A 26,651-nucleotide genomic window follows, 5' to 3' on the forward strand; every position below is an offset into this window, starting at 1 on the left:
TCAATCACAAAAATGAATATCTAACTGTTTTTAAGCATAAAAAAGGCGCCCTGGGGCGCCTTGCAATCAGATGGCGACGGGCGCCTTGATGCCGGGATGGGGGTCGTAACCCTCTATCTCGAAATCCTCGAACTTGTAATCGAAGATGGAATCCGGCTTACGCTTGATCACCAGAGTTGGCAGCGGACGCGGCTCACGAGTTAGCTGCAACGCAGTCTGCTCCATGTGGTTGGAGTAGAGGTGCACATCGCCGCCGGTCCAGACAAAGTCGCCCACTTCCAGACCACACTGCTGGGCCATCATATGGGTCAGCAAAGCATAGCTGGCAATGTTGAACGGCAAGCCGAGGAACACGTCACAGCTGCGCTGGTAGAGCTGGCAGGAGAGCTTGCCGTCCGCCACATAGAACTGGAAGAAGGCATGGCAGGGCGCCAGCGCCATCTTGTCCAGCTCGCCCACGTTCCAGGCGGAGACGATGATGCGGCGCGAATCCGGGTTGTGCTTGATGTCATCCACCGCTTTCTGGATCTGATCCACCACGCCACCATCGGCGGTCGGCCAGGAACGCCACTGGGCGCCATAAACCGGCCCCAGATCGCCGTTCTCGTCGGCCCACTCATCCCAGATGCTGACGCCGTTCTCTTTCAGATAGGCGGTGTTGGTGTCGCCATTGAGGAACCAGAGCAGCTCATGAATGATGGAGCGCAGGTGGCACTTCTTGGTGGTCACCAGCGGAAAACCCTCCGCCAGATTGAAGCGCATCTGATGACCGAACAGAGAGACGGTGCCAGTGCCGGTGCGATCGGACTTGACGGCCCCCTCGTCCAGGATCTTCTGCATCAGGTCGAGATAGGCTCTCATTGCTTTGCCTCCTTCACGGCGTTACCGAACAGCTGCGGGCGCTTGTAGGCAACCCAAATCATCAGGGCACCGATGAAGATCATCGGAGTGGAGAGGATCTGGCCCATGCTGATCTCGTTGAAATAGAGGCCCAGCTGGCTGTCTGGCTGGCGGACAAACTCCACCAGGAAGCGGAACAGGCCGTAGAACAGCAGGAACATGCCGGAGATGGCACCGCGCGGCGGGTTCTTGCGCCAGAACAGGTTGAGGATGATGAACAGCACCACTCCTTCCAGCGCGAACTGGTAGAGCTGAGAGGGATGACGCGGCTCGGGGCCGGCCTCCGGGAAGATGATGGCCCAGGGCACATCGGTGATCCGGCCCCACAGCTCGCCGTTAAGGAAGTTGCCGATACGGCCTACGCCGAGGCCAAACGGAATAAGCGGTGCCACAAAGTCGGCCACGGTGAAGAAGTGGCGCTTGGTCTTGTGGGCAAACCAGATCATGGCAGTGATGACCCCGATCAGACCGCCGTGGAACGACATGCCGCCGGTCCAGATCTTGAACAGGTAGGTCGGATCCGCGAGGAAGAGATCGAAGTTGTAGAAAAGTACGTAACCGACACGACCACCCAGGATCACCCCGAGGAAGCCGTAGAAGAGCAGGTCAGAGACCTCGTTGCGTGTCCAGCCGCTGTTCGGCGCATCGGCGCGACGGCCAGCCAGCCACATGGCAAATGCAAAACCGAACAGGTACATGAGACCATACCAGCGTACCGATAGTGGTCCCAAACTGAATGCTACGGGATCAATCTGCGAGAAAACCCAATATCCATCGTGCTGCATAAGCGGCCCCAGTCATAAGAAAAGCCGCATTTTCCGATCATTCGCCAGCAGGGACAAGGCATGTTTATCAATCAACCGATTTTCGGTTTGTGGCCGGCCCGCAGCAAACCGCCCAAACCGTGCTCTTCCAGATAGCGGGCAAACAGACCGCGCAGCACGTGGGGATTGTCGTGCTTGAGGCCATCGGCCAGCAGCTCGGTCAGCTCGCTCAAGGTCGATTGGCGCAGGACGTACTTGATCCGGGCGATGTTGTGGGTGTTCATACTGAAGCGGCGATAGCCCATGGCCAGCAGCAACAGCACACCGACCGGATCACCAGCCAGCTCGCCGCAGACCGAGACCGGCTTCTGATAGCGGTTGGAGGCATCGACCAGCAGTTGCAACGCGCGGATCACCGCCGGATGGAACGCATCGTAGATGTTGGCGACGCGGGAGTTGTTGCGATCCACCGCCAGCAGGTACTGGGTCAGATCGTTGCTGCCCACCGACCAGAAGTCGATGAGCGGTGCCATCTCCGGCAAGATAAAGAGGGCTGAGGGCACCTCGATCATCACCCCGAGACTGGGGTAACGGATCTCGGCATTGCGGCTGGCAGCCTCTTCCGATACTTCGCGCCACGCCTGATCCAGCAGACGGCGGGACGCCTTGATTTCACTGACACTGCTGATCATCGGCAGCATGATGGCCAGATTGTCGAGCCCTTCGCTGGCCCGCAACATCGCCTTGAGCTGCACCAGAAACAGTTCGGGGTGATCCAGTGTGAGCCGGATCCCCCGCCAGCCAAGGAAGGGATTTTCCTCGACGATGGGGAAATAGGGCAGCTGCTTGTCACCACCCACATCCAGCGTCCGCATGCAGACCGGCCGGTTGCGATAGGTCTCGAGAATGCCGCGATAGCGGGCAGTCTGCTCCCACTCGGAGGGGAAGCTGTCCTGCAGCATGAAGGGAATTTCGGTGCGATAGAGACCGACCCCGTCCGCCAGATGATTGAGAGAGATCTCGGTATCGGCGCTGAGCCCGGCGTTGAGCAGCAGGGAGACCTTGGTACCGTCCGCCGTCTCCGAAGGCTGGTTGTCGACGCTGCGCACCAGACTGTCGAGTGCCCGCTCTTCGCTCAGCAACTGGCGATACTCGGTCAGGATCACCTGATTGGGTTCGATGAAGAGATCGCCGCTATAGCCATCGACGACCAGCATGCGGCCACCGATATCACCGAGTGGCAGATCCACCCCCATGATGGCGGCCACCCCCATGGCGCGGGCCAGAATGGCTGCGTGGGAGTTGGTGCCCCCCTTGAGCGAGACCACCCCGGTCAGGTATTCGCGGGGGACTTCCGCCAGAATGGTGGCCGTCACCTCGTCGGCGACCAGCACCACAGGCTCACCGATGGAAATATGCTCCGGCTCGTTCTGCACCAGGCGGCTGATGAGGCGCTGGGCGATATCCTTCACATCGGTGGATCGCTCCTGCAGGTAGGGATCCTTCATCCCCTTGAACTGCTCGATGAGGCGATCGCTGACCAGCTTGACGGCGGAGACCGCGGTCCAGTGCTCCTTGCTCACCTTGCTGCGGATCGGCTTGATATAGCCGGGATCGGCGAGTAAATGGAGATAGATGTCGAAGATGGCGACAGAATCTTCGCTGTAACTCTCGCGAAAGCGCAGCGCCAGGCTCTCCAGATCGTGGCGAACCTCTTCTACCGCCAACTCCAGCCGTTCCAGCTGGCCGGCATGATCTTCATCCTTGCGCGGAGTGATTGAAGAGAGCGCCTTGCGCGGCCGCCACACCCAGGCCTTGGCCATGGCAATACCGCTAGCACCGGCAATACCGCGCAGCGGCTTGCTCCAGTCAGTCTTCTGCAGCCACCCCTTGGCCTGTGCCTGAGCGATATGCGCTGCCAGCTGGGCCGCCAGCGTGACCATGAAGGACTCTTCCCCCTCATCGAAACGGCGGCTCTCTTTTTGCTGCACCACCAGAATGCCGACCACCTGACGCTGGTGCATGATGGGGGCGCCCAGAAATGAGCGAAACGCCTCTTCGGCGACATCTGGCAGGAATTTAAAGCTGGGGTGTGCAGGGGCATCGGCCAAGTTGATCAGCTCTTCCCGCTGACCGACCAGACCGACGATACCCTGCTCGAAGGGCAGAGTGACCTTGCCGACCGCCGAAGGGGCAAGACCATCGGTCGCCGCCAGCCGGTAGCGGCGCATCTCGGGTTCCGAAACGTAGACAGAGCAGCAGTCCACCACCATGGCGTGCCGGGTCTGGCTCACCAGTGCCTGCAAGGCCTGTTCCAGGGTGTTGGCCCCGGCCATGCTCTCGACGATACGTCTCAGTTCCGTTAACAACTAATCTGTGCTCCTTAGCGAGCGCGGTTGCGCCGCCCATCCTTCTTGTTGACCTGCTGCACTGCCGGCGCCGGCATCGCCAGCGGAGCAAACTCCTTCATGACCCGGCGGTAAACCTCCCGCTTGAACGAGACGACCTGGCGTACCGGGTACCAGAAGCTGACCCAGCGCCAGTCGTCAAATTCGGGATGACCATGACAACCGAACTGGATCCGCGACTCTCGGCCCGAATTGAGCTGCAACAGGAACCATTTTTGTTTTTGGCCAATACAGACCGGTGAACTGTCCCAGCGGACAAGACGTTTGGGTAAACGGTATTTAAGCCAGTTACGACTGGTGGCCATAATGGTCACATCTTCGGGCTTGAGGCCTATCTCCTCATACAGCTCGCGATACATGGCCTGTTCCGGCGTTTCACCATCATCAACTCCCCCCTGCGGAAACTGCCAGGAGTGCTGCCCATAGCGTTTAGCCCACAACACCTGTCCTTCACGGTTACAGATCACGATACCGACATTGGGACGAAATCCGTCGCCATCAATCACGTGATCACCTTATAAAGGCTGAATCTATAAAGAGATTGTTCCACATTCACTTCGTGGCAGCAAACAAGGAGTGACACCCGGCGTTCATGAATAACTTTCAATTTCACACATACTTATAAACAAACGGGAAGATCTGCTCTACCAAGTTGCCCACCCAGACTGTGCATAAGCCTGTGAGCAAGCTGGTATATACAGTACTTTTTAACTGTAAGTGAAAAACAGACTATCACCTCGCAGATCAGAGTTAAAACTAATTTTTATTTATTATACATATAGTTAAACACAAACAACTGGATCTGGATCCATGGTTTTTCTCACGCAGGATCCGCGACGACGATTGTGAACAAGTTCTACTGCTCAAAGATCCGCCAAGGCCAAATTATCCACAGGAGTGGCACAATATCTGCCCTGTTTCCTCGATGAAAATGGGGTAGAATTCACAATTTTTTGTAACATATCAGATACTCCTCCCACTTTATGCCACTTATCCAAGATTTCTGTGGATAACTGTGTGTAACATCATCCGCAAACCCTTGGACAACTATTTCTGACCCGGATCGGCTGAATATCCTTGCTCGATAAAAAAGACAAATTTATTTAAAATCATAATCATAAGACCTACATAGCCGAATTATCCCCATTTACCCTTATCCACTCAGGATCGGTTATAAAAACAGCGATCCTCCCTGGATCCTGCCCTGTTAGAATAGGTCGAGCAATATGGAGCCAAACATGCCAAACAATCCCCAATCCGAACAGGAGTTGCTGAGCCGTGCCTACGCCATGGCAGGCTTCACGCTGGCGCAGCTGGCCGCCGAAGCTGGTGTGGCGGTCCCCAGAGATCTGCGCCGGGACAAGGGGTGGGTGGGCCAGTTGATCGAGCTGCAGCTGGGGGCCAGTGCCGGCAGCAAGCCGGAGCAGGACTTTCCGGATCTCGGGATCGAGCTCAAGACGATCCCGGTCGATCCTCAGGGGCGACCGCTGGAAACCACCTTTGTCTGCGTCGCACCGCTGATCGGCGTCAGCGGTCAGCGCTGGGAGGAGTCCAACGTGCGCAACAAGCTGTCACGAGTGCTCTGGATCCCGGTGGAAGGCAGCCGCGAGATCCCGGTTGGCGGGCGGCGAGTAGGGATGCCGCTGATGTGGAGCCCCAGCGAGGAGGAAGATCGGCTGCTGCGCCAGGACTGGGAGGAGCTGATGGACATGATAGTGCTGGGAGAGGTGGAGCAGATCAGCGCACGCCACGGCCAGGTGATGCAGCTGCGCCCCAAGGCCGCCAACAACAAGGCGCTGACTCGCGCCATCGGTCGCGATGGTCAACCGATTATGACCCTGCCCCGCGGCTTTTATCTCAAGATCGATTTCACCCATAGCCTGCTGCAACGCTATTTTGCCCTGCCAGTTTGATCTGCTTTATCAACATCTTTGTCATAAGGTGGTATAAAAATAGGCAGGATCCATTTTTAACTCACAGACAAGGAGGCGTCATGCCACTTACCAAGCAGTTTCTCAAGTCCAAACCAGAGGTCAAGGTGACCTTCGCCGTCGAGAAAGAGGCCGCAGCAGGCGCGCAGCAGGTGATGCTGATCGGCGAGTTCACCCAGTGGCAACCGGTCGAATTGAAGCGCATGAAGAGCGGTGAGTTCAAGGCCACCCTCAACCTGCCGACCGACGGGCCGGAGAGTTTCGAGTATTGCTACCAGTTCATCACTCCGGAGGGAGAGACCCTTTACGAGAATGACTGGCAAGCCGATGCCTACGTACCCAGCCCCTACGGCCGCGACAATTCGGTGGTGCGAGTGAACCAGTAACGGCAACCAGATAGCCCATAGACGGATACAAAAAAGGCTCGCCATTGGCGAGCCTTTTCACTACCTGTCGAGCTTTTCGCCGACATATCGACACCAATTCGAATCGAATTAGTTGAGCTTCTCTTTGATACGAGCAGCTTTACCGGACAGGTTGCGCAGGTAGTACAGTTTGGCGCGGCGAACATCACCACGACGCTTCAGTTCTACACTGTGGATCAGCGGAGAGTGAGTCTGGAATACACGCTCAACACCTTCGCCGTTGGAGATCTTGCGAACGGTGAAAGCAGAGTGCAGACCGCGGTTACGCTTGGCAATTACGATGCCTTCGAAAGCCTGCAGACGCTCTTTACCACCTTCTTTAACACGAACTTGAACACGTACGGTGTCGCCCTGGGCAAAAGCCGGGATGTCGGTACGCATTTGCTCTTGTTCAAGCTGCTGAATAATCTTGCTCATTGTCTTTCCTTACCTAGGATAAACTGAAAACTCTACTTAACGCTGTCACGCACTTCGCGGACATACTCGGCAAGAAGTGATTCTTGCTCGTCAGTCAGAGCTAGGTTGTTAATAAGTTCCGGCCTTCTTTGCCAGGTTCGTCCGAGCGATTGCTTGAGACGCCAGCGTCGAATCACTTCGTGATTGCCGCTTGTCAGCGCCTCGGGCACCGCCAGCCCATCCAACACCTCCGGCCGAGTATAGTGGGGATGATCCAGCAAGCCATCCGTAAAGGAGTCCTGCTCGGCACTGGCCTGATCACCCAAGACTCCTGGAACCAGACGCGAAACCGCATCGATCAGGGTCATGGCAGGCAACTCGCCACCACTTAACACGTAATCCCCGATAGACCACTCTTCGTCGACTTCGGTTTGTATCACGCGTTCATCGATACCTTCGTATCGACCGGCTACCAGAATCAGTTTCTGATTCGTCGCCAACTCGGTTACGCCCGCTTGAGTCAGCTTGCGTCCCTGAGGGGAGAGATAGATGACTTTCGCCCCGTCTCCCGCCGCTTGCTTGGCTGCATGAATCGCGTCACGCAGCGGCTGAACCATCATTAACATGCCGGGCCCACCACCATAAGGACGATCATCGACCGTACGGTGTTTGTCGTGGGTAAAGTCCCGGGGGTTCCAGCACTCAATCTGCAGCAGGCCACTCTTGACGGCCCGACCCGTTACCCCGTGCTCGGTAATGGCTCGGAACATTTCAGGGAAGAGGCTAATAACCCCAATCCACATAAGAAACCTCCGGCACTCGTGTTACCGCGGGAAACTAGAAACCAGGATCCCAATCAACTTCGATTGTTCGAGCAGTCAGATCAATATTCTTGATCACCTGCTCTTCCAGGAACGGAATCAACCGCTCCTTTGCACCAAAGGCATCTTTTACATTGGCCTCAACCACCAACACATCGTTGGAGCCGGTTTCCATCAATTCGGTCACCTTGCCCAGGTCGTATCCCTTGGTGGTTACTACCGAGCAACCAATCAGGTCACGCCAGTAGAACTCGCCCTCGGGCAACGCAGGCAACAGATCGGCGGCTACGCCAATCTCGACATTGGTCAATGCCAGGGCATCCTCGCGCACATCGATACCATCGAGTTTGCAGATCAGACCCTTGTTGTGACGTTTCCAGGATGAAACCCGAATTTCACGCCACGCCCCGTTCTGATTAATCAGCCAGGGGTTGTAATCGAAAATCGCTTCGGCAACATCGGTGAAGGAGTTCACTTTAAGCCACCCCTTGATGCCGTATACGGTACCCAGGGTGCCCAGAACTACAGGTTTTTCCACCTTAACTCCTTACCGTTTGACTGATTAAGCAGCTTTGGCAGCGTCTTTGATCAGCTTGGCAACGCGCTCAGAAACAGCGGCACCAGTAGCAACCCAATGCTCGATACGAGCCAGGTCCAGGTTCAGCTTTTCAGCTTGACCAGCAGCAACCGGGTTGAAGAAACCAACGCGCTCGATGAAACGACCGTCGCGGGCGTTACGGCTGTCAGCAACTACTACCTGGTAGAACGGACGCTTTTTCGCGCCACCACGTTGTAAACGAATGGTTACCATATCGTCCTCATTAACATCTAATGAACAAGGCCCGCAAACACGCGGACCCTAGCTTAAAATAAGCCGCATAATTCTACTTGGATTCGTAATAAATGCAACCAAGCCAGCCATTTTTTGCTCAGAGCAGCAATGAAAAAGGGTCTGCCACCGGCAGACCCTCATGCAATACGTCAGCGCGGATAATCAGAACGGGCCGCGACCGCCACCAAATCCAGGTGGCAGCATGTTCTTCATCTGGCTCATCATTTTACGCATGCCGCCCTTGCCGGACATCTTCTTCATCATGCGCTGCATCTCGGTGAACTGCTTGAGCAGCTTGTTCACGTCCTGCACCTGCATGCCGGAGCCTGCGGCGATACGGCGCTTGCGAGAGCCTTTGATCAGGTCGGGATGGGCTCGCTCCTTCGGCGTCATGGAGCTGATGATGGCCTCCATCCGCACGGTGAGTTTGTCATCCATCTGATCCTTGATGTTGTCAGGCAGACCGGACATGCCGGGCAGCTTGTCCAGCATCCCCATCATGCCACCCATGTTGCGCATCTGGGCCAGCTGCTCGCGGAAATCCTCAAGGTCAAAGCCCTTGCCGCTCTTGACCTTGCTAGCCAGCTTAGCAGCCTTCTCTTTATCGACGTTGCGCTCCACCTCTTCGATCAGAGAGAGCACATCGCCCATGCCGAGGATACGGGAGGCGAGACGATCCGGATGGAACGGCTCCAGCGCATCGGTCTTTTCACCCATACCGATGAACTTGACCGGCTTGCCGGTGATATGGCGTACCGACAGGGCGGCACCGCCGCGGGCGTCGCCGTCCGCCTTGGTGAGGATCACGCCGGTGAGCGGCAGCGCCTCGTTGAACGCCTTGGCGGTGTTGGCGGCATCCTGACCGGTCATGGCATCGACCACGAACAGGGTCTCGACCGGCTTGATGGTGGCGTGCAGATCCTGGATCTCGGCCATCATCTCGCTATCGACGTGCAGACGACCGGCGGTATCGACGATCACCACGTCATAGAATTTCTTGCGCGCCTGATCGATGGCGGCAGTCGCGATGTCGACCGGCTTCTGGCTGGCATCGCTCGGGAAGAAGTCGACGCCGATATCGCCCGCCAAGGTTTCCAGCTGCTTGATCGCCGCAGGGCGGTAAACGTCGGCACTGACGACCAGTACTTTCTTCTTGCTGCGCTCTTTGAGCAGCTTGGCCAGCTTGCCGACCGTGGTGGTTTTACCGGCCCCCTGCAGACCGGCCATCAGGATGATGGCGGGCGGCTGGGCCGCCAGATTGAGCTGCTCGTTGGCCTCACCCATTACGGTGACCAGTTCGCCGTGCACAATCTTGATGAACGCCTGACCCGGGCTCAGGGATTTGGCCACTTCCTGGCCGACGGCACGCTCTTTGACGCGCGCCACGAAATCACGCACGACCGGCAGGGCGACGTCCGCCTCGAGCAGCGCCATGCGGACTTCGCGCAGGGTTTCCTTGATGTTCTCTTCGGTCAGGCGGCCGCGGCCACTGACATTGCGCAAGGTGCGCGAGAGTCGTTCTGTCAAATTCTCAAACATGACGCATTCCGGTTCTTGGCGTTGTAAATGGGGGGCATTATAACCCAGAGCAGCCGCGAGGACGATTATTCGCCGCACTGCCGCTCATCGATGCTTCATACCTATATATGGGCGGATCGGCCATTGCACAACTGGCGAGCATTTCGCGTGCAAGGTATACTGCCCCTCTTACCCTCAAAAGCTTGTGCATCAACGACCTGGTTATGATCGTAATCTCTGTTCTGGCCCTGGCGTTTTATCTGCTGGCCATCATCGCCTCCCTGCATCTGTTACTGAGCGCCAAGCCGGTAGGACAGCGCTCCCTCTTTGCCTGCATCGGACTGGCCCTGATCGCCCACGCTACCGCCCTCGGAACCGAGGTGTTGCAAGGCTCCGGCCAGAACCTGAGCATGCTCAACGTGGCCTCGCTGGTGAGCCTTATCATCAGTACCTTCATGACCTGCATCACCCGCCGCTTCAACGGCTGGATCCTGCTGCCGGTGGTCTACAGCTTCTCGGCGCTGCTGCTGGCGGCCAGTGCCCTCATACCCGGGCGCTATATCACCCATCTTGAGGCCCATCCCCAGCTGTTGCTGCATATCGGTCTGGCACTGATGGCCTACTCGGTATTGATGATCGCCTGCCTTTTTGCCCTTCAGCTCGCCTGTCTGGACAAGCAGCTCAAGTCGAGAAAGATCAGCCAGTTGCCAGCCATGCCCCCCTTGATGACCGTCGAGAAGCGGCTGTTCCAGCTCATCTCCGCCGGCGTGCTGCTGCTGACCCTCTCCATCGCCTCGGGCCTGTTCTTCCTCGAAGACATGTTCGCCCAAGGCAAATCCCACAAGGCCGTGCTCTCCATCATCGCATGGTGTATCTACGTACTGCTCTTGTGGGGCCATCACACCTATGGCTGGCGTGGCCGCAAGGTGGTCACCCTGAGCCTGATCGGCAGCGTCATCCTGACCCTGGCCTATTTCGGCAGCCGCTTCGTCAAAGAAGTGCTGCTGAGCTGATAACCGTTAGTTACACCATCCACAGGAGCCCTTTTTGGACAGCATCTCAACGAGCACACTACTGATTGTTCTCGTTATCTTGATCCTTCTATCCGCCTTCTTCTCCAGTTCCGAAACCGGTCTGATGTCCATCAACCGCTACAAGCTGCGGCATCTGGCACAGACCAAACACAAGGCGGCCCGTCGGGTAGAGAAGCTGCTGTCACGCCCGGATCGGCTGCTCGGCCTGATCCTTATCGGCAACAACCTGGTCAATATCCTCGCCTCCGCCATTGCCACCATCGTCTGTATCAGGCTGTTCGGCGATCTCGGTGTCGCGGTGGCCACTTTTGGCCTGACGCTGGTAGTGCTGGTATTTGGTGAAGTGACTCCCAAGACGCTGGCGGCCATGTTCCCCGAGAAGATTGCCTACCCCGCCTCCTGGATCCTCAAGGGGCTGATGGTGCCGCTCTCCCCGCTGGTCTGGCTGATCAACGGCATCACCAGCGGTCTGCTCAAGATGCTGAAGATCACGCCAAACAAGGATGACTCCCTCAACACCGAGGAGCTGCGCACCATAGTCAACGAGGCGGGCAGCCTGATCCCCCAGCGTCATCAGGAGATGCTGCTCAGCATTCTGGATCTGGACAAGATGCTGGTCGAGGACATCATGGTGCCCCGCAGCGATATCTACGCCATCGATATCAATGACGACTGGAAGAGCATCCAGCGCCAGCTGGCCCACTGCGCCCACACCAAGATCCTGCTCTATCGCGACAGCATCGACGACGTGGTGGGCTTTCTCCACGCCCGCGACGCTCTGCGGTTGATGGCTCGGGATCAGTTCAACAAGTCGAGCCTGCTGCGGGAAGTGGACGAGATCTACTTCATTCCGGAAGGTACGCCGCTCAACGTGCAGCTGGCCAAATTCCAGCGCAACAAGGAGCGAATTGGCCTGATCGTCGACGAATATGGCGACATTCAGGGGCTGATCACCCTGGACGACATTCTGGAAGAGATAGTGGGCGACTTCACCACCTCCATGACGCCGACCCCGAGCGATGAGATCCATCCCCAGCCTGACGGTTCGTTTCTGGTGGAGGGGTCAGCCAGCATTCGCGAGCTGAACAAGGAGATGAACTGGCATCTGCCCATCGACGGACCGCGCACCCTCAACGGCCTGATCCTCGAATATCTGGAGGAGATCCCCCAGCCCAATATCGGGATCCGGCTGGCGGGCTACCCCATCGAGATCCTCGAAGTCGAGAACAACATGGTCAAAATGGCGCGGATCATGCCGGCTTCCTACCGGGCTGCTACGGCAGCGCAGAATTGAAAAAGGGCTGCCACTGGCAGCCCTTTTTCATTGCAGCTCTTCACTGTTCATCTTCGTCATCCGGCTCCAGCACCAGCGTCGGGATCAACTCGCCAAACACCCTCTGCAACTCGTCGCGATTGGCCAGCAAATCCTGCAGGGTATAGCTGTCCATTACCGCCAGAAACGCATCCATCGCCTCTTTCAGCGCATTCTTGAGCAGACAGACCGAGACGATGTGACAAGCGGGCGAGCCACAATCAATCCCGTCCAGATTCCCTTCCAGCGCCCGGATCACCTGCCCGATGTTGATGGTGGCGGGATCGCATGCCATGCGGATCCCCCCATTCTTGCCACGCTGGGATTGCAGATAGCCCAGCTTCACCAGCTGATTGACCACCTTCACCATGTGGTTGCGAGAAACGTCGTACAAGGCAGAGACCTTGGCTACGCTCGAGAGCTCCCCTTCCGGCAGGGTGGCAAGGTAGAGCAGGGCTCTCAATCCGAAATCTGTATAACTGGTTAGTCTCATAAAGCCTGATTAGCGCGATGCGAAAAGTGGAGTATTGATTCAAATCAAATAAACATCTAGGATGCCACTTATTAAATGGCATTTTAGATGTTCAATTAACGACGAGGCTCCCTATGCTAGACCAAACCACCATTGCCGTCATCAAAAGCACTATTCCTCTGCTCGAATCAGCCGGTCCGGCGCTGACGCAGCACTTCTACCAGCGGATGTTCAGCCATAACCCGGAGCTGAAAGATATCTTCAATCTGGCCCATCAGCGCAGCGGTGGTCAGCCACTGGCGCTGTTCAACGCCGTCGCTGCCTACGCCAAAAATATCGATAATCTGGGGGCGCTGGCCGGCGCAGTCGAGCGGATTGCCCACAAGCATACCGGATTCCTGATCCAGCCAGAACAATATCACATTGTAGGTAGTCATCTCTTGGCCACGCTCAAAGAATTGGGCGGAAGTGCGGTCACCGATGAGGTGCTGGAGGCATGGGGCAAGGCATATGGCGTGCTGGCCGACATCTTCATCGGCCGCGAGCGGGAGATCTATCAGGAGAAGGCGAACCAGAGCGGTGGCTGGCAAGGGACCCGCACCTTCATCATCAAGGAGAAGCGAGCCGAGAGCGAGCTTATCACCTCCTTCCTGCTGACACCGGAAGATGGCAAGCCAGTGCTGACCTTCCAGCCGGGCCAATACCTCAGCATCAAGCTGGTTCACCCCGAGCTCGAGCATCACGAAATCCGCCAGTATTCGCTCTCGGATGCACCGAACGGCCGCGACTATCGCATCAGCGTCAAGCGCGAGCCGCAGGGTCAGGTCTCCAACCTGCTGCACGACCGCCTGCAAGCGGGCGACAAGATTGAAGTGATGCCACCTACCGGCGATTTCTACCTGAAAGCGGATGGCAAGACGCCGGTTGTGCTGCTCTCGGCCGGGGTCGGCCTTACCCCCATGATGAGCATGCTCAACCAGCTGCTGGCGAGTGACCATCAAGCCGAGATCACCTGGCTGCACGCCTGTGAGCATGGTCGTGTCCACGCCTTCCGGGAAGATATCCGCAGCAAGATCAGCCAGCACACCAATCTGGTCAGTCGGGTCTGGTATCGGGAGCCCGCAGAGAGCGACAAGCAGGGAGAGGATTACGACTTCAGCGGCACCATGGATCTGAACGCAGTGAAGGAGCGCATCACACCAGAGGCCCACTACTACTTCTGTGGCCCGCTCGGTTTCATGCAGGAGGTGAAGCGCCAGCTGACTGAGGCCGGGATCCCCGCAAGCCAGCTCCATTACGAAGTTTTTGGCCCCCACCAAGATCTATAACCGCCGGGTAGCCATATAACGAAAGGAGGTTCCAGCCTGTCATGGCACGGCGGCAGGAACCGGACCCACAGGTGCAGACCTGTGGGTCATTTTTTGGATCAGTGCATCGCCTTGGCGCGGGCCACCACGTTGGCCGGCATCCGGTTGCCAAGCCGACTCAGCAGACTGGCCGCCTTCTGGTGCAGGGCTTTATCACCGATAACGGAGCCGTGCAGCCAACGGTAGGCATCCTCGTAATCGAGCGGGCTCCCCATCCCCTGCAGCAACATCTCGACCCACTCCATGCGAGCCCGCAGAAAACCGAGGCTGGCCGCTTCACGCATCAGCGTCTCGGCGCGAACCAGATCCTTCTGCACCAGCGTCCCTTTCCAGTAGTAGCGGCCCAGCTGCTCCAGCGCGGGAGCCAGCCCCTGATTGGCCGCCTCCCACATATATTGCACCCCCAGCTCGGCGTTGGACTTGGTACAGACCCCCCAGGCCAGCATATCCCCCCAGAGGAACTGGTAGGCAGGGATCTTCATCACCGACGCTCGCGCCTCGATATCCTGAGTCAACTGGCAGCGATCCTGTTTCACCTGAGTGAGGTGGCGTCCCTGCTCGATCCAGTTGAGCAGCTCGTCCTGACGATAGATGGCCACCGCCTGCAGGTCGCCGGCATTCAGCGGTGCCACCGAAGGCGCAGGTTCGGCAGGTGGCGCGGCTGGCACGGGGGCTGAAGCGGGCTCTGCGGCCGGAGCAGGAGCTACCGGATCAGCCGGCAACAACACAGGCGCAGGGGCCGCAGTCACCGCCGCCGACGGAGCCGCCTCACCGGTAGCCGCGGGAGCAGGAGCCGCCGCTTCGGCTGGCAACAACACGGGAGCCGGAGTAGCAGTCGCCGCTGATGCGGGCGCCGTTTCGCCAGCGGTGGCGGGAGCAGCCGAGGCAGCCGGCACCGGCTCGGCGGCATAAAGGGGCGCACCAGCCAGACAGATAAGGGAGAGAAGGGTAAGGGGTTTCATCATAAGGGATCTCCTGCTGCTCTCTGTTATCGGCCACAACCCCCATCTTCTTAAGCTGGCGGGAGCCCAACAACGCAAAAGGGAGCCGAAGCTCCCTTTTGATGCGGTCATGCCGCTTATTTGACGAAGTCGACACCCAGCTGGATATCGGCTTTCAGGGTGGCCAGCATCCCTTCCATCGCTTCCTGCTCGAAGGCGCTCAGCTTGCCGTAGTCCAGCACAGTTTCGACACCATTCTTGCCCAGCAGGATCGGCTGTGCAAAGAAGGTAGCGTGTTCGCCGTTGCCTTCCACGTAGGCACACTCGATGACGTTGGCTTCGCCCTGCAGGCCCTTGATGAGCGACAGACCGAAACGGCAGGCAGCCTGACCCATGGAGAGAGTGGCGGAACCGCCACCGGCCTTGGCTTCAACCACTTCGGTACCGGCGTTCTGAATACGCTTGGTCATGGCAGCCACTTCTTCGGCAGTGAAGGAGGCACCTTCAATCTGGGAGAGCAGCGGCAGAATGGTCACGCCACTGTGGCCACCGATCACGTTGACGCGAACCTTGTCCACGTTCAGCCCTTTGGCGGCGGCGACGAAGGTCTCGGCGCGGATCACGTCCAGAGTGGTGACACCGAACAGGCGACGCTTGTCATAGACACCGGCTTTCTTCAGCACTTCGGCGGCGATGGCGACGGTGGTGTTGACCGGGTTGGTGATGATGCCGATCAGCGCTTTCGGGCAGGCTGCCGCGCACTTCTCCACCAGATTCTTGACGATCCCGGCGTTGATGTTGAACAGGTCGGAGCGATCCATACCCGGCTTGCGCGCCACACCGGCGGAGATCAGCACCACGTCGGCACCAACCAGTGCAGGAGTCGGATCTTCACCGCAGAAACCCTTGATGGCGACGTCGGTAGGAATATGGCTGAGGTCTACGGCTACGCCCGGAGTGACCGGGGCAATGTCATACAGGCTCAGCTCGGAGCCGGCCGGCAGACGGTTTTTCAACAGCAGAGCAAGGGCTTGACCGATGCCACCAGCGGCACCCAGAACGGCAACTTTCATGATCAACTCCATGTTTAAGCGTAGGTTTAAGGTTATTTGTTCTTGTGCGCCCAACCTTAATGGATCCCCCCATAAAAAACAATCTGATAACAGTTGCAGTCACGGGTTCTGTGAGCCAAGAAACAGGCAGCGAATAAAAATGGGGAAAAATCCAAAAAATTGGAGGGGAAGCACAGTTTTTCTGCACTTCACCCTCCCATAAAGAGGTAGTTATGCCGACTCAAGCCTGGAATGCCAACGCCCGCTTTTCACACCAACGAAAACCAATTGTTAACAATCCGTTCATGGTGAGGTAAAGGGCCCCCGCAACGCCGAAGACGGCAAGGGTGTCATAGGTCTGGGCATTGAGTCCCTGTGCCAGCCCCATGATGTCCATGATAGTGATGGTACTGGCGAGGGAGCTTCCCTTTAGCACCAGGATCACCTCGTTGGAGTAGGCTGGCACCAGATGACGGGCGGCGTGGCGCACCTTCATCCAGAGGGTCTGACGACCGTTAAAACCGAGCGCACGGCACGCCTCCACCTCACCGGCAGGAATGGCGTCGAGCGCCCCCTTGAACAACCGGGTGGAGTAAGCCGCAGTGTTGAGGCCCAGCGCCAGCACGGCACAGAACCAGGGTTGCTTGAGCAGCGGCCAGAGCGGGCTGGCTTTCAGCCACTCGAACTGACCCGGCCCGTAGTAGATGAGGAAGATCTGGATCAGCAGCGGCGTACCGGTAAAGAGCAACACCCACAGCTGTACCAGCTGGGTCGCCACCGGCAGCCGCAACTCCAGCACCCAGGTCATCAGGGCCGCCAGCACGAAGCCGAGCAGCAGGCTGAACAGGGTCAGCTCCAGCGTGGTGAGCAAGCCCCCCAGCAGGGTCACAAGATACTCTTGCATCGATTAGCCTCCGTAGCGACGGGTGTAGCGGGCCGCGAGGCCGAGGCCATACTCGCTCACCAGGCTGATGGCCAGATAGATGATGGCGGCGGCGGCATACCAGGTGAAGGGCTGATAGGTACTGGCCGAGGCCATCTGGGCCTGACGCATCATCTCGTTCACCCCGATAAGCGACACCAGCGCGGTATCTTTCAGCAGTACCAGCCACTGGTTGCCGAGGCCCGGCAGGGCGTGGCGCCACGCCTGCGGCAACACGATGCGAAAGAAGATGTGACTCTTGCCAAGGCCGAGCGCCAGCGCCGCCAGCCGCTGCCCTGAGGGCACCGCATTGAGCGCCGCCCGCAGGGTCTGGGTCGCATAGCTGGCGAATAGCAGAGAGAGCGCCAGCACGCCGCAGGCGAACGGGCTGAACTCCACATACTCGCCGGTGATGAGAAACAGCACCTGGGTCGAGCCAAAGTAGATGAACAGCACCACCAACAGCTCGGGCAACCCGCGGATCAGGGTCGTGAGGGTGGCCACCGGCCACACCAGAGCGCGCTGCTTGCTCAGCTCGGCCGCACTGAACGCCAGTGCCAGCACCATGCCCCCGACCAGGGATGCCAGGGCCAGCCCGAGGGTCATCCAGGCTGCATCCAACAACAGGCTCAACATGGCTTAGTGCGCGAAGTATTTGTCGAAGATCTTCTGATAGGTGCCGTTGGCCTTGATATCGGCCAGCCCCTTGTTCAGCTGGGTCAGCAACTCCTGATTGCCCTTGGCCACCGCGATGCCAAAGCCGGTACCGAAGTACTTGGCATCGGTCACCGGCGCACCCACCACGGCGTACTCCTTGTGCTGCTTCAGCCAGTCGGCGGCGACGGCGGTATCGGCAAAGACGCCGTCGGTGCGGCCGTTCATCATGTCGAGGAAGGCGCTCTGGTAGCTGGCGTAGGGCACAGTCAGCAGCCCCTTGCTCACCCAGTTATCCACCAGATAGGACTGGTGGGAGGTGCCGTTCTGCACGCCGACCGTCTTGTCTACCAACCCTTCTGGCCCCTTGAAGGCGCCTTTTTTGGCCACGAACACGGCAGAGTTCTGGTAGTAGATATCGGAGAAATCGACCTGCGCAGCCCGCTCCGGGGTCACGTCCATGGCGGCGATGGCGGCGTCATAGCGACGGAATTTGAGGCTGGGGATCAGGCTGTCAAAAGCCTGGTTGTGGAAGCTGCACTCCAGCTTGGCCTGCTCGCAGATGGCGCGCGCCAGATCGATGTCAAAACCCTGAAACTCGTTCTTGTCGTCCAGATATTCGAACGGTGCGTAGGTGGCCTCGGTGGCGAACTTGATCTCTTTGGCCAGTATGGAGGTGCTCAGCAGCCCCATGGCTGCGACCAGCAACAGACTCTTTTTCATGACAGCTTCCTTATCGATTCAGTATCAATGCATCAAGAATTCGGCAAACCGGCTGGTTTGCGGGGATTGGAAAATGGCGGCGGAGCCGGACTCGATGATCCGCCCTTTCTCCAGATAGATCACCTGACTGGCGACCTTGCGGGCGAAGTCGACCTCGTGGGTCACCACCACCTGGGTGATGCCGGTCTGGCTCAGGGTGCGGATGATCTCGGCCACCTCCTTGGTGATCTCGGGATCGAGGGCGGCGGTCGGCTCGTCAAACAGCAGCACTTCCGGATCCATCATCAGGGTGCGGGCAATGGCCACCCGCTGCTGCTGACCGCCGGAGAGGCGTGCCGGCCAGGCATCGCGCTTGTCGGCCAGTTGCAGCTGGGCCAGCAGATAGGCGCCCTTCTCGATGGCCGCCTCCTTGCTCATGCCCAGCACCTTGACCGGCGCTTCAATCAGATTCTCCATCACGGTGAGGTGTGGCCAGAGATTGTACTGCTGGAACACCATGCCCACCTTGCGACGCAGCAGTTGGGACTGGCGATTGAATTCGGCAGCGGAGAGGGGGCTCGGGAAAGAAAATTCATTTTTCCCTATACGCAGAACACCGGCATCCGGGGTGTCCAGCAGGTTCATCATGCGTAGCAGCGAGCTCTTGCCTGCACCGCTCGGGCCCAGCAGTACCAAGGTCTCACCGGGGGATGTCCGAAAGCTCACCTGTTGCAGTACCGGCACCTTGTGCCAGGACTTCTCGATACCTATTAATTCAATACCCATACAGCCCAATTGAATAAGTTTTCAAAATTTCGTCCCGATTCTATCCCTTATAAAGGTTGATGCAAGCCATTTTTGAATCAATATGCAGAACAAGCGCCGCTTCCTTGCAAAAAACGGCATATGAATGCAAAATAGCCACGCTGTTCGTATCTGCCGCCTGGCTCTGAAACAGGCCGCCACACCTCCTCATTCGTGAGACCAAGATGAAACATAACGACAAGCAAGAAAAACTGGCCAAGGCCTTTAAAGCCTTGCTGAAAGAAGAGCGCTTTGGCTCCCAGGCAGAGATCGTCACTGCCCTGCAAGAACTGGGCTTCGAGAACATCAACCAGTCCAAGGTATCGCGCATGCTGAGCCGCTTCGGCGCCGTTCGCACCCGCAACGCCAAGATGGAGATGGTCTACTGCCTGCCGGTGGAACTGGGTGTGCCCACCACCTCCAGCCCGCTCAAGAATCTGGTGCTGGATGTCGACCACAACGGCGCACTGGTGGTGATCCACACCAGCCCGGGCGCAGCCCAGCTGATCGCCCGCCTGCTCGACTCCCTCGGCAAGGCAGAGGGGATCCTCGGTACCATCGCCGGTGACGACACCATCTTCATCACCCCGACCAGCGATACCGATATCGAAGAGCTCTACCTCTCCGCCCTCGAGCTGTTCGAACAGACTCCGTGATGGTTGCCGCCGCGTCATAGCGGTCACGCCAGAACGAAAAATCCCGGCCAAGGCCGGGATTTTTGTTTGGTGAGCCAGCAGATCGGGAGCCTGCTCTGCCCCCTATCTCTACACTCCCACTCGCGATGCTGATCGAGATTGTTGCAATTATCACTGGCGGAAATTGATTTTCGTTGCACCAGCGAAACAATCTAGTCGGCAGCGTCAGCAGCTCTCGGAGCATGACAAGCCACCCCAACCGCCCGATCTATATGGCAAGCGGTCGCCCTTTTGCGTATCTGCTGCACGAGGGGGAAGGTGGCGCTGTCACATCCGCTATTACTTGCCCTGCGCCATCAGAAAACCTTCCGATGGGGCGAAGAAGGCGGCGCCAGTCACTGCTTTGGTGAAGCGCAGTAGGTGATCGAAGTGGCTGCCCTCCCCCTTGTACATGCTGGCCAGCATGGCGTTGAAGTGCTGCGGTGTGCGGCAGCAGGAGATGAAATAGAGCCCCTGCTCGGTCATGGTGCCCCAGGGCATGCTCTGGCGCAGGATCTCCATGGACTCCCCTTTCGGGGTCTTGAGGTTGACCCGCTTGATGTGGGCGGTCAGCGGCTTGGCGGCAGATTCATACTCGATATTGTCGGGCTTGGTGCGACCGATGATGTCTTCCTGCTCTTTTTGCGCCAGCTTCTCCCAGTCGCTCATGGCGTGGACCCAGCGCTGAACGTGGATGTAGGAGCCACCGGCAAACTCGCCCTCGGCCAGCAGCGCCACTTCGGCGCGGTGCTCATCCTGCGGGTTCTCGGTGCCATCGACGAAACCGGTCAGGTCACGGCAATCCAGATTGCGGAAACCGCGCACCTCTTCGGCCAGCTCTACCAGTCCGGCCAGCAACGCCATCACGCGATGACCGGCGTGGTGCAGCACGTCCACCCGATCGGCACGCAGCTGAATGAAGAGATCAAACGGAGTGTTGGGGGCTTCCTGACCGTTGGCGGATTGCGCCATAAAGCTGCGGAACTGGGGCGGACGTGCGGCAGGGTAGAGACCATCCCAGGCATCGGCGCCGACGGCGACCAGACCGCTGAAACCGGCCTCGGGGAAATCGGCGGCGACCGCCTGCCACAAGGCGGGCAGTTTGGCCAGACGGCCGACCAGTTCGGCGGCATCGCCGGTGCGATTGAACATCAGATAGAGGGCGTGCAGATTCGGCTCTGCGCAGATCCCGGCTTGGGCTTTCATATATCTCTCCCCTGAGTAGGCGTTAGCGTTATGGGCTATTAGCGTTGCGCGATTATAAACCAGAGCAGCTCCAGTTCTTTGATTTCACGACGATATCACGCGTTCAGGGTAAAGGGTCAAACAACACCAGCGTATGAGGCGCCACCCGGATGCGGGCCCGCATCCCCTCAAGAGGCTCGCCAATGCTCGCTTCCAGCTGCAGATCGCCACACTCGAACAGCACACGACAGTGATGGCCGAGGAACTGCTGCTCCACCACCTTGAGCTCCCCATCTGCGGCGCTCTCCAGCAGCAGTTGCTGGGGTCTGAGCATCAGCTGCAACTGCTCACCCACCGCCCAGCCATGGGGCTCGCTGCCACAAATGACCCCGAGTGCCGTCTGTACGCAGTGGCTGTCCACCACCTCGGCAGCCAGATAGTTGACCCCGCCGAGAAACTCCGCCACGAAGCGGTTTTGCGGGCGGCGATAGAGCTGCTCCGGCTGGCCCACCTGTTCGATATGACCGGCGCGAAACAGCGCCAGCCGATCGGCGAAGGCGAACGCCTCCTCCTTGCTGTGGCTGACGAAGATAGCGCCGATCCCCTGTTGCTTGAGCAGGGCGCGGATCTCGAGGATCAACTTCATCCGCACCTGGGTGTCGATGTTGGAGAAGGGCTCATCCAGCAGCATCAGCCGCGGCTTGCACACCAGCGCCCGGGCGATGGCCACCCGCTGCTGCTGGCCGCCGGAGAGCTGGTGCGGATAACGATCCCCCAGCCCCTGCAGATTGACCAGCGCTAGCGCCTCATCCACCTGCTGCTGGCGGGCGCGGCGATCGAGCCGGGTCAGACCGAAACCGACGTTGTCGGCCACCGTCAGATGGGGGAAGAGGGCATAATCCTGAAAGATCATCCCGATATTGCGCGCCTCGGGCGGCACACTGGCACCCGGCCCGTCGAGCAGGGTATCACCGAGGCGGATCGTCCCCTCGGCCAGCGGCAGCAGGCCGGCGATGGCCTTGAGCAACGTGGTTTTGCCACAGCCGCTCGCTCCCAGCAGGCAGACGATCTCGTTGTCCGCCACCGTCAGGGAGAGCTGCTCCAGCACATTGCGGCCGTTGTAACGGCAGCTGACATTTTCAACCTGCAAACAGGACAAGGCTGACTTCCTCTCGTTTCTGGCGGCGCACTGCCTTTCGGTTCAGCACACCGCATGCAATTTCATTGGCCGACGTGGCGACTCAGTGGCCGGGACTATCCAGAGTGCGGTTGACCCAGATCAGCGGCAACAGCCCCACCAGCACGATGACGATGGCGCCGAGCGCGCCGCGCTCCAGCATCTCGTCCGAGACGAACTGGTAGACGTGGGTCGCCAAAGTCTCGAAGTTGAACGGCCGCAGCAGCAGGGCGGCGGGCAGCTCCTTCATGGATTCGATAAACACCAGCATGGCACCGGCAAACAGACCGCGGCGCACCAGCGGCAGATGGACCTGGCGCAGCATGGCGCCATCCCCCTGCCCCAAAGATCGGGCCGCCATGTCGAGGCTGGGGGAGATCTTGCCCATGCTGCTCTCCACCGAGCCGATGGCGATGGCCACGAAGCGCACCAGATAGCCGAACACGATGGCGGTGATGGTGCCGGTCAGCAGTAGCCCCGGCCCCTGACGCCCTAACCACTCGGCGAGATCATTGATGGCAAAATCGAGGGCAGTGAGCGGCACCAGCACCCCGATGGCGAGCACGGTACCCGGCATGGCGTAACCCATGGCGGCGATGCGCAGCGGCAGCAGGCTCTTGACCCCGCCATCGAGGCGGCGACAGAAGCCGAGCAGCAGGGCAATCCCCATCGCCAGCAGGGCAGTCAGCGCCGAGATAAGCAAACTGTTACCGGCAAAACGAACGAACTCCGGTGTCCACGACAACTCGAAGTAGCGCACCCCGTAATCGAGCAGGATGACAAACGGCAGGCCGAAACCGGCCAGCACCAGCCCCCAGCACCAGAGAGCGGCCAGAGCGCGACTCATCCCCTTGAGCGGATAGCGCAGCGGCTGCTCATGGCCCATCGACTTCTGGAACACCTGCTGCCGACTGCGCGAGCGGCGCTCCAGCGCGATCAGCAGCACCACCGCCAGCAGCATCAGGCAGGAGAGTTTGGCCGCGGTGGCCAGACTGCCATAGCCGAGCCAGGTGTCGTAGACCGCCGTGGTCAGGGTGTTGATGGCAAAGAAGTGGACGGTGGCAAAATCGGCCAGCGTCTCCATCGCCACCAGCGATACCGCCACCATGATGGCGGGGCGCGCCAGCGGCAGACTGAGGCGACGAAAGCTCTGCCACGGGGTACAGCCGAGCAGGCGGCTGGAGTGAATGAGGCTGACTGACTGCTCCAGAAAGGAGGCGCGGGTCAGCAGATAGACATAGGGGAACAGCACCAGTGCCAGCACCCAGGCAGCGCCGCCAAGGGAGCGAATGGCCGGAAACCAGTAATCGGCTGGACTGTTCCAGCCAAAGAGGGCGCGCAACCCGGCCTGTAGCGGGCCCGAGTAGTCGAGCAGGTCGGTATAGACGTAGGCGACGATATAGGAGGGCATCGCCATCGGCAGCATCAAGGCCCACTGCAGGGCACGACGCCCCGGCACCTGACACATGGCTACCAGCCAGGCGGTTGGCACACCAAACAGCAGGCTGAGCAGCACCACGCCAACCACCAGCCCCAGGGTATTGGCCAGATAGTCGAGCAGCACGGTATCGGCGAGGTGGCGAAACAGCTCTCCCTCAGCCGAGAAGGCAGAGAAGACGAGAGCGAGCACCGGCAAAGCCAGCAGCAGGGCGGTGGCCCAGCTGCCGGTAATCCATCCAGAATTTTTCATGAGACCACAGAGGTTGATGGGGCCATTGGCCCCATCTGAATTACAAGTCGAACTTCACTTCATCCAGCAACTGCAAGGCGTCCTTGCGGTGCTTGGCGTAATCGCTGACCGGTAGTGCGTCAGACTTGAAACTGCCCCAGGACTTGACCATGGCGGAAGGCTCGACCCCGGCCTTGACCGGATACTCGGCATTCACGTCCGCATACATGTGCTGGGCGGTGTCGCCAGCCAGAAACTCCATCAGCTTCTGAGCGGCCTCTTTGTTCTTGGCATACTTGGTCATGGCCACGCCGCTCACGTTGACGTGGGCACCGCGGTCGGCCTGATTCGGGAAGTTGATGTAGACGGCATCAGCCCAGGCTTTCTGCGCCGGATCCTTCAACATGGCGCCCAGATAGTAGCTGTTGCCGAGCGACAGGTCACAGATGCCATCCTTGATAGCCTTGACCTGATCCCGGTCGTTGCCCTGCGGCTTGCGCGCCAGGTTGGCTTTGACCCCTTCCAGCCAGGTTTTGGTCTCGGCCATACCGTGATGGACAATCATCGAGGAGACCAGCGCCACATTGTACTCATGCTTGCCACTGCGGGTGCAGATTTTCCCTTTGAATTCCGGCTTGGCCAGATCTTCGTAGCTGATGGTATCGAGCTTGCCGAGGCGATCCTTGCTGGAGTAGATGGCACGCACCCGGGTGGTCAGGGCGAACCAGCGGTTCTCCGGATCGCGATAGCTGGCAGGGATGTTCTCCTGCAGGATCTTGCTCTCTACCGGCTGCACCAGCCCCTTGTCTACCAGATCGGTCAGACGGCTGATATCGGTTGTCAGCATCAGGTCGGCCGGAGAGAGCTTGCCTTCCCGCTCCAGACGCTCGTTCAGCCCCTCTTTGGCGAACACCACGTTCACCTTGATGCCCGATTCCTTCTCGAACTGCTGGATGATGGGCTTGATCAGCTCATCCTGCCGGTTGGAGTAGACATTCACCTCTCCTGCCGCCAACGCAGACTGGGCTGCCAATGCAGAAAAAGCCAGTGCCAGCATCTTCATTTTCATCATCCATTCCTTGAGTTGCTAAATCGAGTGAGAACAATTTCCGTTTGCATTCTGCATATTCCCATTGCGAGATCAAGGAGGAGTGGCGGGGGAAGTTCACATATTTAAACGCGGCATAAATAAAAGGGCCGGATAGAATCCCATCCAGCCCCAATCGGGTTTTGCCATGGCAAGCGAGGTGACAAACCGGCGATCAGAGCGCCTCTTCGTCGTTCTCGCCGGTACGAATACGCACCGCCTGCAACAGGTCATAAACGAAGATCTTGCCGTCACCGATCTTGCCGGTATAGGCCGCCTTGCAGATCGCCTCGATCACCCCTTCCACGTTGTCATCCGTGGTGGCGATCTCCAGCTTCACCTTGGGTAAAAAGTCGACCTGATACTCGGCCCCCCGGTATAATTCGGTGTGTCCCTTCTGGCGGCCAAATCCCTTGACCTCGGACACGGTCAACCCCTCCACCCCCAGGTTGGCAATGGCCTCGCGGACATCGTCCAGCTTGAACGGTTTGATAATCGCACTAATCAGCTTCATCTGGTTGCTCCCAATCCATGGTGTGTCATAAACCGGGAATCAATTCTTGTGCCAAGTATTTTTATTATTAAATTTCATGAAGATAGCGTCTAATTACGGAGCAACACCCAAAGCGAGCCAGGATCGGCCTGCCACGCGCCCCATAATGAGGCACCACGCTGTGGCGGTCAGCGCCTCTGCACCAAACAAGAGCACAGCAGTATGTTAGTCATCTCCAACAGCGTTACCCTCCCCTGGCATGAGCTGCAATTCCAGACCATGCGGGCCCAGGGCAACGGTGGCCAGCACGTCAACAAGACCGACTCCGCCGTCTGGTTGCGCTTCGATTACCGCAACTCTCCCAGCCTCACCCCACTCTACAAGGAGGGGCTCGACAAGCTGAGCGACAGCCGGGTGCATGACGGTTTTATCCTGATCCGGGTCGAGAGCCACCGCAGTCAGGACATGAACCGCAAGGAGGCGATGAGCCGTCTGGTCGAACTGCTGAAAAAGGCGGCATGGCGCCCCAAGGCCCGCCATGCCACCAAGCCGACCCGCAGCTCCCAGCGCAAACGGGTTGATGCCAAGAAGCGCAAGGGGGAGATCAAATCGACCCGCGGCAAGCTGGTGCTGGACTAACACTGGCCCGAGGATGACAACATGAAATACAGCTTTTGCGACAGCGCCCACGGCCCTCTGCTCATCGCCATCGATCGGGATGGTCTGCGCTATGTGGAGTTCGTGCGGGGGGAGCAGCCGGTAACTCCGACCGCTGAGTGGCAACGGGATGATCTGGCTCTTGCTCCCTTCGTCGAGCAGTTCGCTGCCTACTTCGCCGGTCGTCTGCAGCAATTCGACCTGCCGCTGGCCGCCCGTGGCACGCCATTCCAGCAGGCGGTATGGCGCGCCCTCTGTGACATCCCCTACGGCGAAACCGTCAGCTATCTCGAGATTGCCCAAACCATCAGCAATCCCAAATCGGTCAGAGCCGTGGGAGCCGCCAACGGGCGCAATCCGCTCAGCATCATAGTGCCCTGCCACCGGGTGATTGGCCGCAGCGGCGAGCTAACCGGTTATGCCGGCGGCATTCCCATCAAACGCTGGCTACTGG

Annotated in this window: 29 protein-coding genes; 8 read left to right on the plus strand and 21 right to left on the minus strand. The window is 58.8% G+C overall.

What is annotated here, in order from left to right:
• Nucleotides 1–66: 66 nt before the first annotated feature.
• The 4 genes from thyA to rppH all read right to left on the minus strand — a co-directional run bounded on the left by thyA (nucleotide 67) and on the right by rppH (nucleotide 4,578).
• Complete coding sequence (gene thyA, locus AACR93_RS15005; protein ID WP_041209091.1) at nucleotides 67–861, minus strand: thymidylate synthase; 795 nt, start codon at nucleotides 859–861, stop codon at nucleotides 67–69.
• On the minus strand, nucleotides 858–1,685 hold the full coding sequence (gene lgt, locus AACR93_RS15010; RefSeq protein ID WP_033114068.1) for a prolipoprotein diacylglyceryl transferase: 828 nt from the start codon (nucleotides 1,683–1,685) through the stop codon (nucleotides 858–860). The genes thyA and lgt overlap by 4 nt, the downstream gene beginning before the upstream one ends.
• Before the next feature lie 71 nt (nucleotides 1,686–1,756).
• Nucleotides 1,757–4,033, minus strand: coding sequence for a phosphoenolpyruvate--protein phosphotransferase (gene ptsP, locus AACR93_RS15015; protein ID WP_043851180.1), 2,277 nt, complete (start codon nucleotides 4,031–4,033; stop codon nucleotides 1,757–1,759).
• A gap of 14 nt (nucleotides 4,034–4,047) precedes the next feature.
• Nucleotides 4,048–4,578 (minus strand): RNA pyrophosphohydrolase, encoded by a 531-nt coding sequence (rppH, locus tag AACR93_RS15020; protein WP_033114066.1) that lies wholly within the window; start codon nucleotides 4,576–4,578, stop codon nucleotides 4,048–4,050.
• Nucleotides 4,579–5,310: 732 nt separating this feature from the next.
• Here rppH and mutH point away from each other — a divergent pair.
• Nucleotides 5,311–5,985 (plus strand): DNA mismatch repair endonuclease MutH, encoded by a 675-nt coding sequence (mutH, locus tag AACR93_RS15025; RefSeq protein ID WP_043851181.1) that lies wholly within the window; start codon nucleotides 5,311–5,313, stop codon nucleotides 5,983–5,985.
• Nucleotides 5,986–6,065: 80 nt separating this feature from the next.
• The gene (locus tag AACR93_RS15030; protein WP_043851182.1) at nucleotides 6,066–6,389 is read left to right on the plus strand and encodes an isoamylase early set domain-containing protein; all 324 of its coding nucleotides are present in this window, start codon (nucleotides 6,066–6,068) and stop codon (nucleotides 6,387–6,389) included.
• 108 nt (nucleotides 6,390–6,497) lie between these two features.
• On the opposite strand, the gene rplS is transcribed toward AACR93_RS15030, so the two are convergent.
• The 5 genes from rplS to ffh form a co-directional block, all read right to left on the minus strand.
• Entirely contained in the window at nucleotides 6,498–6,845 is a 348-nt protein-coding gene (gene rplS / locus AACR93_RS15035; RefSeq protein ID WP_005308701.1) for a 50S ribosomal protein L19, read from the minus strand.
• Between the two features lie 32 nt (nucleotides 6,846–6,877).
• Nucleotides 6,878–7,627 carry a tRNA (guanosine(37)-N1)-methyltransferase TrmD gene (gene trmD / locus AACR93_RS15040; RefSeq protein WP_005308699.1) on the minus strand — a complete coding sequence of 250 codons (750 nt, stop codon included), beginning with the start codon at nucleotides 7,625–7,627 and terminating at the stop codon, nucleotides 6,878–6,880.
• A 34-nt stretch (nucleotides 7,628–7,661) separates the two neighbouring features.
• Nucleotides 7,662–8,183: a ribosome maturation factor RimM gene (rimM, locus tag AACR93_RS15045; RefSeq protein ID WP_033114063.1), complete on the minus strand. Its 522-nt coding sequence runs from the start codon at nucleotides 8,181–8,183 to the stop codon at nucleotides 7,662–7,664.
• A gap of 24 nt (nucleotides 8,184–8,207) precedes the next feature.
• Nucleotides 8,208–8,456, minus strand: coding sequence for a 30S ribosomal protein S16 (gene rpsP, locus AACR93_RS15050; protein WP_033114062.1), 249 nt, complete (start codon nucleotides 8,454–8,456; stop codon nucleotides 8,208–8,210).
• Nucleotides 8,457–8,639: 183 nt separating this feature from the next.
• Nucleotides 8,640–10,016, minus strand: a complete 1,377-nt coding sequence (gene ffh, locus AACR93_RS15055; protein WP_043851183.1) for a signal recognition particle protein — start codon at nucleotides 10,014–10,016, stop codon at nucleotides 8,640–8,642.
• A 203-nt stretch (nucleotides 10,017–10,219) separates the two neighbouring features.
• On the opposite strand from ffh, the gene AACR93_RS15060 reads away from it, so the two are divergent.
• Nucleotides 10,220–11,008, plus strand: a complete 789-nt coding sequence (locus AACR93_RS15060; protein ID WP_033114091.1) for a cytochrome C assembly family protein — start codon at nucleotides 10,220–10,222, stop codon at nucleotides 11,006–11,008.
• Between the two features lie 34 nt (nucleotides 11,009–11,042).
• Nucleotides 11,043–12,323 carry an HlyC/CorC family transporter gene (locus AACR93_RS15065; RefSeq protein ID WP_043851184.1) on the plus strand — a complete coding sequence of 427 codons (1,281 nt, stop codon included), beginning with the start codon at nucleotides 11,043–11,045 and terminating at the stop codon, nucleotides 12,321–12,323.
• A gap of 40 nt (nucleotides 12,324–12,363) precedes the next feature.
• On the opposite strand, the gene AACR93_RS15070 is transcribed toward AACR93_RS15065, so the two are convergent.
• Nucleotides 12,364–12,834: an Rrf2 family transcriptional regulator gene (locus AACR93_RS15070; RefSeq protein ID WP_033114060.1), complete on the minus strand. Its 471-nt coding sequence runs from the start codon at nucleotides 12,832–12,834 to the stop codon at nucleotides 12,364–12,366.
• A gap of 113 nt (nucleotides 12,835–12,947) precedes the next feature.
• On the opposite strand from AACR93_RS15070, the gene hmpA reads away from it, so the two are divergent.
• On the plus strand, nucleotides 12,948–14,141 hold the full coding sequence (gene hmpA / locus AACR93_RS15075; protein WP_043851185.1) for an NO-inducible flavohemoprotein: 1,194 nt from the start codon (nucleotides 12,948–12,950) through the stop codon (nucleotides 14,139–14,141).
• A gap of 98 nt (nucleotides 14,142–14,239) precedes the next feature.
• On the opposite strand, the gene AACR93_RS15080 is transcribed toward hmpA, so the two are convergent.
• The 6 genes from AACR93_RS15080 to AACR93_RS15105 all read right to left on the minus strand — a co-directional run bounded on the left by AACR93_RS15080 (nucleotide 14,240) and on the right by AACR93_RS15105 (nucleotide 19,237).
• Entirely contained in the window at nucleotides 14,240–14,848 is a 609-nt protein-coding gene (locus tag AACR93_RS15080) for a tetratricopeptide repeat protein (protein WP_043851198.1), read from the minus strand.
• A 410-nt stretch (nucleotides 14,849–15,258) separates the two neighbouring features.
• Entirely contained in the window at nucleotides 15,259–16,194 is a 936-nt protein-coding gene (mdh, locus tag AACR93_RS15085; protein ID WP_042030754.1) for a malate dehydrogenase, read from the minus strand.
• Nucleotides 16,195–16,414: 220 nt separating this feature from the next.
• Nucleotides 16,415–17,077: an arginine ABC transporter permease ArtM gene (gene artM / locus AACR93_RS15090; protein WP_042030756.1), complete on the minus strand. Its 663-nt coding sequence runs from the start codon at nucleotides 17,075–17,077 to the stop codon at nucleotides 16,415–16,417.
• Nucleotides 17,078–17,080: 3 nt separating this feature from the next.
• Nucleotides 17,081–17,731 carry an arginine ABC transporter permease ArtQ gene (gene artQ / locus AACR93_RS15095; RefSeq protein WP_043851186.1) on the minus strand — a complete coding sequence of 217 codons (651 nt, stop codon included), beginning with the start codon at nucleotides 17,729–17,731 and terminating at the stop codon, nucleotides 17,081–17,083.
• A gap of 3 nt (nucleotides 17,732–17,734) precedes the next feature.
• Nucleotides 17,735–18,472: a transporter substrate-binding domain-containing protein gene (locus tag AACR93_RS15100; protein WP_043851187.1), complete on the minus strand. Its 738-nt coding sequence runs from the start codon at nucleotides 18,470–18,472 to the stop codon at nucleotides 17,735–17,737.
• A 24-nt stretch (nucleotides 18,473–18,496) separates the two neighbouring features.
• Entirely contained in the window at nucleotides 18,497–19,237 is a 741-nt protein-coding gene (locus tag AACR93_RS15105; protein ID WP_043851188.1) for an ATP-binding cassette domain-containing protein, read from the minus strand.
• Nucleotides 19,238–19,440: 203 nt separating this feature from the next.
• Between AACR93_RS15105 and argR the strand changes: the two genes are divergently transcribed.
• Nucleotides 19,441–19,911 carry a transcriptional regulator ArgR gene (argR, locus tag AACR93_RS15110; RefSeq protein WP_005340378.1) on the plus strand — a complete coding sequence of 157 codons (471 nt, stop codon included), beginning with the start codon at nucleotides 19,441–19,443 and terminating at the stop codon, nucleotides 19,909–19,911.
• Nucleotides 19,912–20,229: 318 nt separating this feature from the next.
• Here the strand turns inward: argR and AACR93_RS15115 are convergent, their stop codons facing one another.
• The 5 genes from AACR93_RS15115 to glnK form a co-directional block, all read right to left on the minus strand.
• Complete coding sequence (locus AACR93_RS15115; protein ID WP_043851189.1) at nucleotides 20,230–21,135, minus strand: Dyp-type peroxidase; 906 nt, start codon at nucleotides 21,133–21,135, stop codon at nucleotides 20,230–20,232.
• A gap of 103 nt (nucleotides 21,136–21,238) precedes the next feature.
• Nucleotides 21,239–22,273 (minus strand): ABC transporter ATP-binding protein, encoded by a 1,035-nt coding sequence (locus tag AACR93_RS15120; protein WP_043851190.1) that lies wholly within the window; start codon nucleotides 22,271–22,273, stop codon nucleotides 21,239–21,241.
• Between the two features lie 82 nt (nucleotides 22,274–22,355).
• Nucleotides 22,356–23,981, minus strand: coding sequence for an ABC transporter permease (locus AACR93_RS15125; RefSeq protein ID WP_043851191.1), 1,626 nt, complete (start codon nucleotides 23,979–23,981; stop codon nucleotides 22,356–22,358).
• 40 nt (nucleotides 23,982–24,021) lie between these two features.
• The gene (locus AACR93_RS15130) at nucleotides 24,022–25,029 is read right to left on the minus strand and encodes a Fe(3+) ABC transporter substrate-binding protein (RefSeq protein ID WP_143241803.1); all 1,008 of its coding nucleotides are present in this window, start codon (nucleotides 25,027–25,029) and stop codon (nucleotides 24,022–24,024) included.
• Between the two features lie 193 nt (nucleotides 25,030–25,222).
• Entirely contained in the window at nucleotides 25,223–25,561 is a 339-nt protein-coding gene (gene glnK, locus AACR93_RS15135; RefSeq protein ID WP_033114048.1) for a P-II family nitrogen regulator, read from the minus strand.
• Nucleotides 25,562–25,762: 201 nt separating this feature from the next.
• Here glnK and arfB point away from each other — a divergent pair, with 201 nt between their 5' ends.
• A complete protein-coding gene (gene arfB, locus AACR93_RS15140) occupies nucleotides 25,763–26,179 on the plus strand; it encodes an alternative ribosome rescue aminoacyl-tRNA hydrolase ArfB (RefSeq protein WP_033114047.1) in 417 nt (138 codons plus the stop codon).
• A 21-nt stretch (nucleotides 26,180–26,200) separates the two neighbouring features.
• A partial coding sequence (locus AACR93_RS15145) for a methylated-DNA--[protein]-cysteine S-methyltransferase (protein ID WP_043851193.1) occupies nucleotides 26,201–26,651 on the plus strand: 451 nt, incomplete at its 3' end.

The sequence above is a fragment of the Aeromonas sp. L_1B5_3 genome, assembly GCF_963866575.1.
In the GTDB taxonomy this organism is placed as follows: Bacteria; Pseudomonadota; Gammaproteobacteria; order Enterobacterales; family Aeromonadaceae; genus Aeromonas; species Aeromonas jandaei.